Source organism: Sphingomonas sp. Xoc002 (genome assembly GCF_050408055.1).
Classification (GTDB): Bacteria; Pseudomonadota; Alphaproteobacteria; order Sphingomonadales; family Sphingomonadaceae; genus Sphingomonas; species Sphingomonas yabuuchiae.
In genome coordinates, this window is sequence record NZ_CP191175.1 from 2970292 (window position 1) to 2983506 (window position 13215).

The 13215-nt window shown below is 69.3% G+C and carries 12 protein-coding genes and 2 riboswitches; of the genes, 3 read left to right on the forward strand and 9 right to left on the reverse strand.

Annotated features, from left to right (window positions below):
- Positions 1–351: a cobalamin biosynthesis protein gene (locus tag ACQR50_RS13540; RefSeq protein ID WP_428970705.1), complete on the reverse strand. Its 351-nt coding sequence runs from the start codon at positions 349–351 to the stop codon at positions 1–3.
- On the reverse strand, positions 345–1544 hold the full coding sequence (gene cbiE, locus ACQR50_RS13545) for a precorrin-6y C5,15-methyltransferase (decarboxylating) subunit CbiE (protein WP_428968715.1): 1200 nt from the start codon (positions 1542–1544) through the stop codon (positions 345–347). The genes ACQR50_RS13540 and cbiE overlap by 7 nt, the downstream gene beginning before the upstream one ends.
- On the opposite strand from cbiE, the gene ACQR50_RS13550 reads away from it, so the two are divergent.
- Entirely contained in the window at positions 1543–2289 is a 747-nt protein-coding gene (locus ACQR50_RS13550) for a cobalt-precorrin-6A reductase (protein ID WP_428968716.1), read from the forward strand. The genes cbiE and ACQR50_RS13550 overlap by 2 nt on opposite strands.
- Here the strand turns inward: ACQR50_RS13550 and cobJ are convergent.
- The 7 genes from cobJ to ACQR50_RS13585 all read right to left on the reverse strand — a co-directional run bounded on the left by cobJ (position 2265) and on the right by ACQR50_RS13585 (position 11426).
- On the reverse strand, positions 2265–3014 hold the full coding sequence (gene cobJ, locus ACQR50_RS13555; RefSeq protein WP_428968717.1) for a precorrin-3B C(17)-methyltransferase: 750 nt from the start codon (positions 3012–3014) through the stop codon (positions 2265–2267). The genes ACQR50_RS13550 and cobJ overlap by 25 nt on opposite strands.
- The gene (gene cobI, locus ACQR50_RS13560) at positions 3011–3736 is read right to left on the reverse strand and encodes a precorrin-2 C(20)-methyltransferase (protein WP_428968718.1); all 726 of its coding nucleotides are present in this window, start codon (positions 3734–3736) and stop codon (positions 3011–3013) included. The genes cobJ and cobI overlap by 4 nt, the downstream gene beginning before the upstream one ends.
- Positions 3733–4362, reverse strand: a complete 630-nt coding sequence (locus ACQR50_RS13565) for a precorrin-8X methylmutase (protein WP_428968719.1) — start codon at positions 4360–4362, stop codon at positions 3733–3735. The genes cobI and ACQR50_RS13565 overlap by 4 nt, the downstream gene beginning before the upstream one ends.
- Entirely contained in the window at positions 4362–5483 is a 1122-nt protein-coding gene (locus ACQR50_RS13570) for a cobalamin biosynthesis protein CobG (RefSeq protein WP_428968720.1), read from the reverse strand. The genes ACQR50_RS13565 and ACQR50_RS13570 overlap by 1 nt, the downstream gene beginning before the upstream one ends.
- Complete coding sequence (gene cobN, locus ACQR50_RS13575; RefSeq protein WP_428968721.1) at positions 5480–8923, reverse strand: cobaltochelatase subunit CobN; 3444 nt, start codon at positions 8921–8923, stop codon at positions 5480–5482. Before cobN ends, ACQR50_RS13570 begins: the two co-directional genes overlap by 4 nt.
- Positions 8924–8927: 4 nt before the next feature.
- Complete coding sequence (cobW, locus tag ACQR50_RS13580) at positions 8928–9965, reverse strand: cobalamin biosynthesis protein CobW (protein ID WP_428968722.1); 1038 nt, start codon at positions 9963–9965, stop codon at positions 8928–8930.
- Between the two features lie 181 nt (positions 9966–10146).
- A riboswitch (cobalamin riboswitch) is annotated at positions 10147–10345 on the reverse strand.
- Positions 10346–10370: 25 nt separating this feature from the next.
- Positions 10371–11426 (reverse strand): HoxN/HupN/NixA family nickel/cobalt transporter, encoded by a 1056-nt coding sequence (locus ACQR50_RS13585; RefSeq protein ID WP_428968723.1) that lies wholly within the window; start codon positions 11424–11426, stop codon positions 10371–10373.
- Positions 11427–11598: 172 nt separating this feature from the next.
- Positions 11599–11800: riboswitch (cobalamin riboswitch) on the reverse strand.
- A gap of 99 nt (positions 11801–11899) precedes the next feature.
- Between ACQR50_RS13585 and ACQR50_RS13590 the strand changes: the two genes are divergently transcribed.
- Positions 11900–12475, forward strand: a complete 576-nt coding sequence (locus ACQR50_RS13590; protein WP_428968724.1) for a septal ring lytic transglycosylase RlpA family protein — start codon at positions 11900–11902, stop codon at positions 12473–12475.
- Positions 12476–12912: 437 nt separating this feature from the next.
- Positions 12913–13173 carry a hypothetical protein gene (locus tag ACQR50_RS13595; RefSeq protein ID WP_428968725.1) on the forward strand — a complete coding sequence of 87 codons (261 nt, stop codon included), beginning with the start codon at positions 12913–12915 and terminating at the stop codon, positions 13171–13173.
- Positions 13174–13215 lie beyond the last annotated feature (42 nt).

The following is a 13215-nucleotide window of genomic DNA, read 5'->3' on the forward strand; positions in this document are numbered from 1 at the left end:
TCAATGTCCCTGGGCAATGGCGCAGGTCGCCATGCGGTCGGAGGAAATTACACGCAGGCCGACGATCCGCGCTCCCGGCCCGGCGGCGGCCAGCGCGACGGCTTCGGCGACGCTGCCGACCCCGCGTGCGGCCAAACTGACGGTCGAGCGGGTCGGGGTGTCGATGCCTGACAGCAGATCGGCGGCGACGCGGTGGACGACCAGCCCCTCGGCCTCGGCAAAGGGCACGATCACCCCGCCCCGGTCAGCGGGCACGGCCAGCGCATCGGGGCGCATGCCGGTGGCGGCCAGCGCGCTGCGGAAGGACTCGATGGTCGCCTCCGCCCGGCATCCGAACCCGGCGATCACCATGCGACCCGCCACTGCACGATGGGATAGCTCGCCTTCCACCCCCGCTTGGTGCCGAGCGGTCGTGCACGCGCCAATTCGATGCGCAGCAGTTCCCCGCCATAACGGGCATGGCTTTCGGCCAGCAGCGCCTCGGTCTCCAGCGTGACGGCGTGCGCGACCAGGCGACAGCGCGGCAGTGCCCGCAGCGCCTCGACCAACGGTCGCGACAAACCGCCGCCGACGAACACCGCATCGGGGTGCGGACGCTCGGCCAGCTCCGAAACCGCATCACCCTCGATCAGGTCCAGCCGGGTCAGGCCCAGCCGCGCGGCATTGTCGGCGGCGCGGGCCAAGCGCGCGGGATCGCGCTCGAAGCCGATGGCGCGGGTGGTCGGGTCGCTCAGCAGCCATTCGATCGCGACCGATCCCGATCCGGTGCCGATGTCCCACAGCAACTCGCCCGGTCGCGGCGCGAGCGCCGACAGCGCCAGCGCGCGGACGGGGCGCTTGGTGATCTGTCCGTCATGCGCGAACCAGTCATCGTCCAGGCCACTCGCACGCGGCAGGACACGGCCCGACCCGGCAGGCTCGATCGCCACCGCGACCGGGTGGGCGATGTCGGTCCAGTCGAGCGCGTCCGCCGTGCAGGCCCGCACCCGCTCGCGCGGACCGCCCAGCGCCTCCAGCACGGTCAGCATACTATCGCCGAAGCCCTGTTCCGCCAGCCATGCGGCCAAGCCCGTCACCGAAGCGCCATCGCGCATCAGAGCCAGGATACGCTGCTCCGGTGCCAGAAGCGGTCGCAGCGTCTCGACGGGACGCGCGTGAAGGCCGACGCTGTGGATCGTCTCGACCGGCCAGCCCAGCCGCGCCGCCGCCAGCGACAGGGTGGACGGTGCCGGATAGGCGATCCACTCGCCCGGCTCCATCGCCCGTGTCACCACCGACCCCGCCCCGAACCAGAAGGGATCGCCCGAGGCGAGCATCACCACCCGCTCAGCCTTCCGTTCGAGCAGCATGGGAACGCCATCGGCAAAGGGGACGGGCCAGACGATCCGCTCCGCCCGGCCCTGCTCGGCCAGCAGCGACAGGTGACGGGGGGCGCCCATCACGCTATCGGCAGCCAGGATCGCGGCGCGCGCGGGGGCGGTCAGGCCGTTCCAGCCATCCTCGCCGATCCCGACGATCGTCAGCCACGCCTGGGAGTCAGCCATGCGCCACATCCTTCTGCTCGGCGGCACCACCGAAGCGAGCGCCCTGGCCACCGCGCTGGCGACGCGCGGCGAGCGCGCGGTGCTGAGCTATGCGGGCCGGACCGAAGCCCCGCGCGCCCAAGCGATCCCGATGCGGGTCGGCGGTTTCGGCGGTGTCGAGGGGCTGGCCGACCATATGCGCCGCGAAGGCGTGACCCATCTGGTCGACGCCACCCATCCCTTTGCGGCGCAGATCAGTGCCAATGCGATTGCGGCGGCGGAGTTGGCGGGCGTCCCCCTTCTCGCGCTGACCCGGCCCGAATGGGTAGAGACGCCCGGCGACCGCTGGACCCGCGTGGCGGATATCGAACAGGCGGTGGCCGCACTCGGCTCCGATCCGGCGCGCGTCTTCCTGGCGCTCGGGCGTCAGACCATCGGCGACTTCGCCAGCGCGCCGCAGCATTTCTACCTGCTCCGCTTCGTCGATGCCGCCGCACCGCCCGCACTGCCCCGCCACCATCTGGTCGTGGACCGAGGTCCCTTTACGCTGGCTGGCGAACTGGCGCTGCTGCGCGAACATCAGATCGAAGGGATCGTGGCCAAGAATGCAGGTGGCTCCGGCGCACGGGCGAAGCTCGATGCGGCACGCGAAATCGGGTTGCCGGTCGTCATGATCGACCGACCCTTCATTCCGCCCCGCCCGCAGGTCGGCAGCGTCGCGGCCGTGCTGGACTGGCTGGATCACGGCGTCGTCCGGGGGGTGTAGAGGATCGGGCGCCCCGCGTGCGGGATCATCCGCGTGCGGCTGGAGCCGATGATGATGACGGTGCGCATATCGGCCATCTCGCCCCGCGCTTGCGGAAGCGGCACGATGCGCAAATGCTCCTCGGGTGTGGAGACGGCGCGGGCGAACAGCACCGGGCGGTCATCCCCGCATGTCTCGCGCAACAGCGCAAAGGCGGCATCCAGCGCATCGGGCCGCGCCTTCGACCGGGGATTGTAAAGCGCGATGGCGAAATCCGCCTCCGCCGCCAGCGCCAGCCGCCGCTCGATCAGTGCCTGGGGCTTCAGGTTATCCGACAGGTTGATCGCGCAGAAATCATGGCCCAGCGGCGCGCCCGCCCGCGCGCTCGCCGCCAGCATCGCGGTGATGCCGGGCAAGACGCGGATGTCGAGATCGTGCCAGCGCGCAGGATCTTCCTCGACCCGCTCGAAGATCGCCGCCGCCATCGCGAACACCCCCGGATCGCCCGAGGATACGACGACGACGCGGCAGCCCGCCTCCGCCATCTCCAGCGCATGGAGCGCGCGGTCGCGCTCGACCCGGTTGTCGCTGGCATGGCGGGTCAGGCCGGGCCGCTCTGGGACGCGCGCGACGTAAGGAATATAGCCGACGACATCGGTCGCCTCGGCCAGCGCCGCCGATACCTGGGGCGTGACCATCGCCTCCGCGCCCGGCCCGAGCCCGACGACGATCAGCCAGCCGCTCATGGCCGCCGCCCCTGTCCGTGGATCAGCGCGATCGAGAAATAGGGGGCGGGAGCATCCTCCACCTCTGCCAGTCGGCGGACCCGTTCCCCGGCCTGGGCGGCATGTTCGACCAGCCAGGCCTGCTCGGTCCGCCCCGCCGCCGCGATCGCGCGGCGCAGCTTGGGCAAGTGGCGGCCGATCTTCATCACGACCAGCGCGTCGGTCTCGGCGATGCGGCGGGTCAGCTCCGGCTCGGGCAAGGTCGCCATCGCGACGGTCAGCACGTCGTCGCCCCAGGTGATCGGCGCGCCGCTGGCGGTCCAGGCGCCCGACATGCCGGTGATGCCGGGCACCACCGTGACGGGCACATGATCCTTCAACCGGCTGTGCAGGTGCATGAACGAGCCGTAGAAGAACGGATCGCCCTCACACAAGACCACCACATTCTCGCCGCCCTGCACCAGCGACAGGATATGCGCGGTGCACTGCGCGTAGAAGGCGGACAGGTACTCATTGTAGCGCGGGTCGGTGAACAGGATCTCGGTCGTGACCGGATAGTCCATCGGATATTCGACCACATCGCCCCGCAGCATGCCCTCGACGATGGTGCGCGCATGGCCGCGCCGTCCGGCCTTGCGGAAGTACGCGACATGCCGCGCCCCGCGCACCAGCCGGTCGGCGCGCACGCTCATCAGGTCCGCCGCGCCCGGCCCCAGGCCCACACCGTGAACGGTCCCCGTCATTCGGCGCGGCTCGCCAGCGCGTTGATCGCCGCCACCGTGATCGCGCTGCCGCCGGGACGGCCCTTCACGATGGCGCACGGGACCGGCTGCGCTTCCCACAGCGCATCCTTCGACTCCATCGCGCCGACGAAACCGACAGGACAGCCGATGATCGCCGCCGGGCGCGGGCAGTCGGGGTCTTCCAGCATGGTCAGCAGATGGAAGAGCGCGGTCGGCGCATTGCCGATCGCCACCAGCGCGCCTGCCAGATGCGGCCGCCACAGCTCCAGCGCGGCGGCGGAACGGGTCGTGCCCATTTCCTTGGCGAGCGCGGGCACGGCGGGATCGCGCAGCGTACAGATCACCGGATTATCGGCGGGCAGCCGGGCACGCGTGACCCCCTCGCTGACCATATGCGCGTCGCACAGGATCGCCGCGCCGTTCACCAGCGCCTGCCGCCCCGCCACCGCGAAACCGGCCGAGAAATGGATCGACGGCGCCAGTTCGACCAGCCCGGCGGCATGGATCATGCGCACCGCGACCGGCTCTTCCTCCGTATCGAAGCGGGCCAGCTCCGCCTCGGCGCGGATGATGGCGAAGGACTGGCGATAGATCGCCGCGCCATCGGTTTCATAAGTGTACGGCATCAACAGGCTCCGAAAAGCGCGACCGCCCGCTCGGGCGTCAATCCGGTGTGAAGGGGCGCGGCCCCGGCGCGGGCGTGTCTGGCCAGATCGAAAGCCCCCTCCCGCCCGGTCAGCACCCAGTCCGCCGCCCGTGCCCGTGCGCAGCCCTTCGCGCAACCCGAGACGTGCAGGCGTCCGTCGATCAGCGGTGCGAGCCGGACGGCCACCTCACGGGTTTCGACACTCGCCTGCGGACAGGCGGGCGCGCCGACACAGGCATCGATATGCAGGATGGGACTGTCGGCGAGCAGCATGTCGGCGGCGGGGGCCGGTGCGATGCCTTCCGCGATCAACAGCCGCCAAGGGGTAAGGCGCAGGGCGCAACCATGCGTGCGAACGAATGCCGCCAGTGACGCGGCGTCGATCCGGCCGAAGGGCAGCCCATAGACCGCCCCGATCGGATGCGCGCCCGGCTGCATCGGTTTGCCGGATGCGGGTACGGCGTCGCCTTGGGCCCAGTCGGGCAGGGCCACCTTGTGGCGCGCCATTCGCCCGGCCGCGTGTCCGCCGCTTTCGCTGAACCAGTGCGCCAGCCGAATCAGGGCGTCGACCGCGTTGGACCGCGTCACGACGACACCGCTCGACCGCCCATCCCCACGCAGCGCCAGGGTGCCAGTGGCGGTCCTCTCGATACGGAAATCCCCGGGCGCATCCGTTACTATCGGCGACGGCCCCGCATCGATGATAAAGCCCACCTTGCCCGGCAGTTCGGGCAGTTCGGCCAGGCGCGCCCGCAATTCGCTGGCGATGGCATGACTATCGTCGCCCTCACGCCAATCCGGGTTGACAAGGATCGCCCCCCGCCCCTCCGACACCGGATCGGGATCGACCAGCCCCAACGCCTGCAACTCCGCCAACAGCATGGGCCAGCCGGCCTCGGTCACACCCCGGATTTGCAGGTTCGCACGGACCGTCAGGTCGATCTGGCCATTGCCGTGGCGGATCGCGCCCGCGCACAGCCCTTCGGCCTGTTCCGCCGTCAACCGTCCCAGCGGCGGGCGAACGCGGACCAGCAGCCCGTCGCCCGCCATCATCGGCCGGAATGCATCGGGGCACCAGCCCTTGACCACGAAGCCGGTCATGCCGCGCCGTCCAGCATCGCGAGCACCGAATTGCGCCGCGTCGGCCACAGCCCCGCCGCATGAAGCGCCGCAAAGCGCGCCTCCATCGCCTTCAACGCCGCCGGGTTTGCCTGCGCCATGAAGTCGCGCACGGCATCCTGCGCCAAGGTCGCGTCCCAATACAGGTCGATCAGCGCGGCGGGCACGGCCTCCGCCAGATGCGCGAAGCTACCCAGATGGTCGAGCGTCGCGGCGATCTCCGCCGCGCCCCGGAAACCATGCGCCATCATCCCCGCCACCCAGCACGGATTGGCGGCGCGGGCATGGACGGTGCGCGCGATCTCCTCGGCCAGCGTCCGCGCCTTGGGGTTGGCGGGATCGCGCGTGTCGAGATGATAGAGCGCCGCCGCGCCCTCCCCCAAAGCCACGCGCGCCGCTGCGAAACCCGCCTGATGCGCGGCATAATCGGCGGCGAGCAGCAGATCGCTTTCGGGCAGGTCGTGGAGATGGACGAACGCCTGCGCCGCCGCCACCCGCGCGGCGATCCCCTCCGCATCGCGCCGGTCGCCATCGTCGAGCGCGGTCGCCGAGGCGGCAAGCCAGCTCTGCCCCGCCTCGATCCGTGCCGCCTCGTCATAGTCCGCATTCGAATCCAGCCCGATGCCATAGCGTCCCGGCGCCGGGCCATAGACGCGCGGTGTCGCCTGTCCGAGAAACGGATTCCAGTCCGGCGCTTCGTCCCGCTGGCCGAGCGCGCGCACCGCCTGCCCGAACAGCGCGACCAGATGCGGGAAGGCGTCGCGGAACAGCCCCGAGACGCGCAACGTCACATCGACGCGCGGCCGGTCGAAGCGCATCAGCGGCATCACCTCGAACCCCGTCACCCGCTCGGAACGGTGGTCCCAGACCGGCTCGACCCCGATCAGGTGCAGCGCCATGGCGAATTCCTCGCCCGCCGTGCGCATCGTCGCCGATCCCCACAGATCGACGATCAGGGTGCGCAGGTGATCGCCCTCCTCCTGCATATGGCGGCGGATCAGTTCCTCGGCGAGCTTGACGCCCTGAAGATGCGCGGCCCGGCTCGGCACCGCACGCGGATCGATGGCGTAAAGGTTGCGCCCCGTGGGCAGCACATCGGCACGCCCGCGATAGGGCGAACCCGAAGGCCCCGCCGGAACGCGCTTTCCATCCAGCCCGGCGAGCAACCCCGCCCGCTCCGCCGCGCCCTGCTCACCGCGCCCGAAGACGTGCAGGCCTTCGCCGAACTGGCTGTCCTTCACGTCGCAGACGAATGCGTCGATCCGGGCGAGCGGATCCTCCGCCCCCGCCAGCCCCAGCGTCTCGCCCAGGCCGACGCTGTCCGCCTCCTCGGCAATGCTGGTGCGCAGCCGATCGCGGCGGGCGGGGTCGAGGCCGTCGGCATTGGCATATTCGTCGAGCAGCGCCTCCAGCCGCCCCAGCCCCGCGCCGGTCTCCGGCTGCATCAGCGCCGGGGGGACATGGCCGATCGTCACCGCGCCCAGCCGCCGCTTGGCCTGCGCCGCCTCGCCCGGATCGTTGACGATGAAAGGATAGAGCACCGGCCAGTCGCGGGTCAGCGCCTCAGGCCAGCAGGCGCCGGACAGTGCGACCGCCTTGCCTGGCAGCCACTCCAGCGTGCCATGCGCGCCGACATGGACCAGCGCATCGATCCCCCGCGCACGGAGCCAGAGATAGAAGGCGACATAGGAATGGCGCGGGCAGCGCGAAAGGTCGTGATACTCGTCCGCCCGAGCCTCGCGTCGCCCGCGCTCGGGCTGGAGCGCGACGATCGCCTTGCCGAGCATGAGGGCGGGGAATTGGAACTGGTCGCTCTCGACCAGCGGGTCCTCCTCGACCGCGCCCCAGCTTTCGGCAAGGTCGGCGCGCAGACTTTCGGGAAGAGCGGCCAGCGCCTCGCGATAGGCGGCGACGGGCCAGGCGATCCGGTTGCCGAGCAGCGCGGCGGGCAGATCGGCCTGCGGTTCCAGATCATAACCCGCCTCGCGCAGATCGGCGAGGATCGCCGCCGTCGAGGCGAAGCCGTCCAGCCCCACCGCATGCGCCGCCTGCCAGTCCTTGCCCGGATAGGTCGACAGCAGGATCGCGAGGCGCCGCTCCGCCGCCGGGGTCGCCGCCAGCCTCGCCCAGCCCGCCACCTTGTCCGCCACCGCCGCGATCCGCTCGGGCTCGGCGCGGTGGAGACGCAGCGCGACGTCGAAATCGGGGTCGCGCTCTCCCGGCTGCTTGAAGCTGATCACCCCCGCGAACAGGCGCCCGTCGATCTCGGGCAGCACGACATGCATGGCGAGGTCGGCAGGCGACAGGCCGCGCGCGGCACCCTCCCAGCCCGCCCGGTCGCTGGTGGCGAGCGCAACCTGGAACACCGGCACGCCCGCGCCGTCGAGCGGGGTGGCGTCGTCCTCGCCGCGTGCCGAGAAGGCGGTGGCGTTGACGATCGCGGCGGGGGTGAGAGCCTTGACCCAGCGCGCGACCCAGGGGCCTGCGCCCTCAGCCTTCAGCGAGGGGACGAACAGGGCGACGGGGTCGAAGCCACATTCGGCCAGGGCGGCGTGGAGGGCGGCGATGGGTTCGAGGTCGGTGGCGGCGAGATAGGCTCGGTAGAAGGCGATGAGGACGCGGGGGCGAGCTGTGATCAGCAGGGTCGCGGCCGGGCAAAATAGGCCTCCTGGCATCCACCCTCCGACGGGCGGCACCTCAAAGCCCCTCTCCCGGCAGGGGGAGGGGTTGGGGAGGGGCAAGGCCGCAAGCGACGTCGCTTGTGGAGACGGCCCTCCCCCATCCCAGTTGCGGGTGAACGATGCCCCGCATCGTTCAGGCCATGCCGGGGGCATGGCCGACCCGCAACTCGCTTGCGGGAGGGGCGTGAGCGGGGAAGTCGTGCCGAGCAAAAGCCCCTCTCCCGGCGGGGGGAGGGCTTGGGGAGGGGCAAGGGCCGCAGGCGATTCCGCCGCCAATGTGCTTAGAGCCATCGCAGCCGCCTGAGCTCCGCCCGCATCGCACAGCGCCGTCAACCGCCGAACTATCGCCTCCCCCACGGTCGACGCCGCCATCAACCGCCGGTCCTCGCGCCCGTCCGCCGCCAGCACCGCCAGCGCGATACCGCGCTCGCACGCCAGCCGCTCGACCTCGCGCAGGCCGTATTCCCAGTACGCCGCGCCGCCGATCAGCCGGATCAGGATCGCCTTCGCATGCGCCAGGGTCTGCTCGACATAGGTGTCGACAGACAGCGGATGGACCAAGGCCGCCAGATTGGCGAGCCGCAGCGACCAGGAAAATCCCCCCGCCCGCCAGCCCGCCGCAAAGGCGCTGAGGTCGCTGTCGGAGAAGGACAGCACGACCACGTCACCGGGGCGCTGCCCCAGATCCTGTGGAACGGCCTGTTCCTCCAGCCCATGGCTCTCGCGAAAGACGAGATGCACGTATTCAGCCCTTCAGCACGGCCTCGATCGAAGGCCGGTCGATGCGGTCATGCTCGGCGATGACCACCACTTGCGTGCCGCGCGGCTCGCCCGCGCCCCAGGGGCGGTCATAGCTGGTGCGCACCCGGCGGCCGACCGCCTGGACCAGCAGCCGCATCGGCTTGCCCGCGACCGCCGCATAGCCCTTCACGCGCAGGATATCCTGCTGTTCGGCCAGCGCCACGATCCGCGCGGCGATCGCCTCGGGGCTCTCCACCTCGCCCAGCATCACCGAAATGCTGTCGAAATCGTCATGCTCGTGATCGTCCGCGCCGTCATGGTGCGAGGGGCGTGCGGCGATGTCGTCCTCGGCGGCGGCTTCCAGGCCCAGCACGATCTCGGCGGAGACGATGCCGTCGACCGCCTCGACCATCGGCAGCGGGCGCGGCGCCTCGGCGGCGATGATTTCGCGAGCCTTGGCGACACCCTCCGGCCCGGCGAGGTCCGCCTTGGTCAACAGGACGATATCGGCGCAGGCCAGCTGGTCCTCGAAAACCTCCGACAGTGGCGTTTCATGGTCGAGGCTGGGGTCGGCGGCGCGCTGCGCCTCGACCGCGTCGAGATCGGGGGCGAAGCGCCCCGCAGCCACCGCCTCGGCATCGGCCAGCGCCACCACGCCGTCGACGGTGATGCGCGAGCGGATGGCGGGCCAGTCGAACGCCTTGAGCAACGGCTTGGGCAGCGCCAGACCCGAGGTCTCGATCAGGATGTGATCGGGACGCGGCTCCATCGCCAGCAGCTTCTCGACCGTGGGAATGAAGTCGTCGGCGACGGTGCAGCAGATGCAGCCGTTTGCCAGCTCGACGATATTCTCCGCCGGGCAATCGGGGATCGCGCAGGACTGGAGGATGTCGCCGTCGACGCCCAACGTGCCGAATTCGTTGACCACCACCGCCAGGCGACGGCCGCCGGCGTTGCGGATCAGATGGCTGATAAGCGTGGTCTTGCCCGCGCCCAGAAAGCCGGTAACGATGGTGACGGGGACCTTGGAAAGGTCACGCATGGTAATTCTCCGACGCGCCGGACGAGCGAGCGCGGACACGGGGCCGATCGCCGGAGCGGTGACGGACGGGCGCGCGACATGCGTCCACCCCGCTGAACCGGCGACCGATGCGGCCCCGGCCGCATGGCTTCGTCGCTCCCCGACGGAGAACCGTGCCCCAACCACCCCCTGGGTCCAGGCAAGAGCGACCATGACGCCGGCAGGTCTCCTGGCTCGCGGGTCAAAGCGAAGGGATGCGCCTTCCCGGATCGCTCCAGTGGCCGTGCCTCGAATGGGCACCAGCATCGCTCGCTCACCGCTTACAGTTGCAGGGACAGCCGGGGATTTGCACCCCATTCCCGTTTGAAGCCCTTGCGGGCACCGGCGCGATCTTCGGACGGCTTATCACCCTCCGATCAGCGGCATTTATCCCGCCGCGCCGGGCTTGGCAATTCGCGCCTCCATCGCCGCGAACCCGCGCCAGCGATAAAGGAGGAAGCTCGCGCCCCAGCAGACCACGAACAGCCCGACGATGGCGAAACCCAGCACGTTGAAATGCTCGGCCAGCGCGCCCGCATAGCGGAACGGCCCCGCCGTCCAGCCGAACCGCTCGGCGAGCAAGGCGGTCGCCTGGATGCCGCCGATCACCAGCGCAACCAGTGCAGACACCAGAGTGATCGTCATGTTGTAGTAGAGCTTACGCAGCGGATGGACGAACGCCCACTCATAGGCGCCCAGCATCACCAGCCCGTCGGCGGTGTCGATCAACGCCATGCCGACCGCGAACAGCACCGGGAATACCAGGATCGTCGCCAGCGACACGCCGTCCGCCGCGTGCGAACCCGACAGGCCCAGGATCGCCACCTCTGTCGCGGTGTCGAAGCCCAGCCCGAACAGGAACCCCAGCGGCGCCATGTGCCAGCTGCGCCGGATCAGCCGGAAGAGCGGCCGGAACAGACGCGACAAAGGCCCCTGCCCCGAAAACATCATGTCGGCATCGGCCGCCGCCATCGGCTCGCCGCGTGCGACCCGGCGGAAACGGGTCCAGACATCGCGCAGGATGATCAGGTTCATGATCGCGATGGCGAACAGGAAACTCGCCGAGACGATGGTGGCGATGGTCCCGCCGCTCTGGCCGAACGCCTCGAAGTCGGACAGGGTGCTGGCGGCCAGCGCCACGGTGGTCGCGGCGATCAGGACGATGGCGGAATGGCCGAGCGCGAACCACAGGCCGACCGCGATCGGCCGCTGGCCGTCCTGCATCAGCTTGCGCGTGACATTGTCGATGGCGGCGATGTGATCGGCATCGACCGCATGGCGCAGCCCCAGGCTGTAGGCGAGCAAAGCCGTGCCCAGCATCAGGCTGTTGCCCGCAAAGACGCTGAGCGCCCAACCCCAGACGGCGATATTCACGACGATCAGCGCGCTCATCAACAGGGTGACGCGACGCTTCAACGATGGTCGGGCGGAAACTTCGGACATGGGCGGATCATGCCTTAACGGCGCCGTTGCGACTCAGGCCGACCTTCCGCTGTCGCGGTCGTCCCCCACCTTCGACGGGCGCACGCCGGGCCGGGTTCCGATTCAGGTTTGCCCTATGGCGTCGCTCGCATGATACAATATATCCTGGCCATGACCATCCCCTGGATCGCGGCAAGAGCGACTCGCATCGGCAGGTCTCCTGGCTTGCGGGTCGAAGCGTCGGCAATGCGGCCTTCCCGGATCGCTCCAGTGGCTGTTCCCTGTTGCAGGAACCGGCATCACGCGCTCACCGCTTACAGTTGCAGGGACAGCTATGGATTTGCACCATATTCCCGTTTGAAGCCCCGAGGGGCACCGATGCGATATTCCGGCGGCATGGCTGAAAGCCTTTGCCGGTCGGCATAGGGATAGTCTGCGCCGGACAGAGGCGCAAACGGCTTTATCCCGGCGCGCGGTCAGCCTAATCGAAGCGCATGGTGGTTTGGAAAGCGATGCGCCGATGGACACCGGCAGCGGCCTGCCTGGTCGCGGCCTGTTCGGGTGGCAATTACCGGCCGGTCAGCGATTTTCCGGTGCGGATCGGCAAGCCCTATACGGTGCGGGGCATCACCTATGTCCCCGCCGAGGACACGACTTATGACATGCTCGGCTATGCCAGCTGGTATGGCGGCGAATCGGGCAAGCGCACCGCCAACGGCGAACGTTTCCGTCCCGGCTGGGCGACGGCCGCGCATACCACCCTGCCCCTGCCCAGCTATGTCGAGGTGACGGCGCTGGATACCGGGCGGCGGATCATCGTGCGGGTCAATGATCGCGGGCCGTTCGCGGGATCGTCGCGGATCATCGACCTGTCGCGCGGCGCCGCCGAACAACTCGGCCTGCGCGCGGTCGGCAAGGCGGCGGTGCGGGTGCGCGTCGTCGAGCCGGACGAAAAGGACCGCGAACGCCTGCGCCACGGCAAGGCGGCGCGGCCATTGCCTCCGGTGTCGGATGCGGTACGAGCGAATTTGCTGTCGCAAATCGCGGCGGCGGGGATGGCGGTTCGGTAGAGGCGGCGGCTTTCGCCCACTGGCGGACACTCAGCGACGCCGGGCTTGGGCAAGCTTACGCAAGAGAGAGACGACCAGGGCGGCAGGTATTCCACCAGCAACACATCCAGCTGCGATTGGAATGGCGCTCATGACAAGCATCACAAGAGCCATGCCTGCGTCCTGCCACGAGCCTATGTACCACGGCTGCATCAGGAGAATAGCGAGGGCGTAGGCGACCAAGAACGGGCTGCGAAACATTGGCTCACGTCCAAGTGCAGCAGCGATGATTACCCACGTTGCGGTGATTATCGCTCCGAGAGGAAGCATGAGCAAGCCGACCACGTCCATACCTCATCATAGTCAGCCCCTGAACGGATAACCAGTTGGTCTGATGGTCGGCCGACGACCGCTATCGCCCACTTGCGGACATTCGCTAATAGCAGCATGCTGCCTCGATGAGCCGCCTCTATCCCGCGCGTCGCATTCCGCAGGGAATGATCCTCATCGGCTCCGTATTCGTCATGTTCTCATTGGCTGTGGGCATCGCCCACTATGGCCTCGGCGTCCCTGTCTACGACAGGAACACAGGTGAACCTTCGTCTGATACGACGATTGGTCTATTGCTTGCTTTCTTCGCGGGCGTGGGTCTTCTAATCGCGCTGCTAGGCCGCTCAATTCTCCGTGCAGGAGCCCGCCATAGGGTCGCCAGATTATAAGCGGGGAACGTCCGCTCCCCACCAATAGCCGCCATTCAGCTT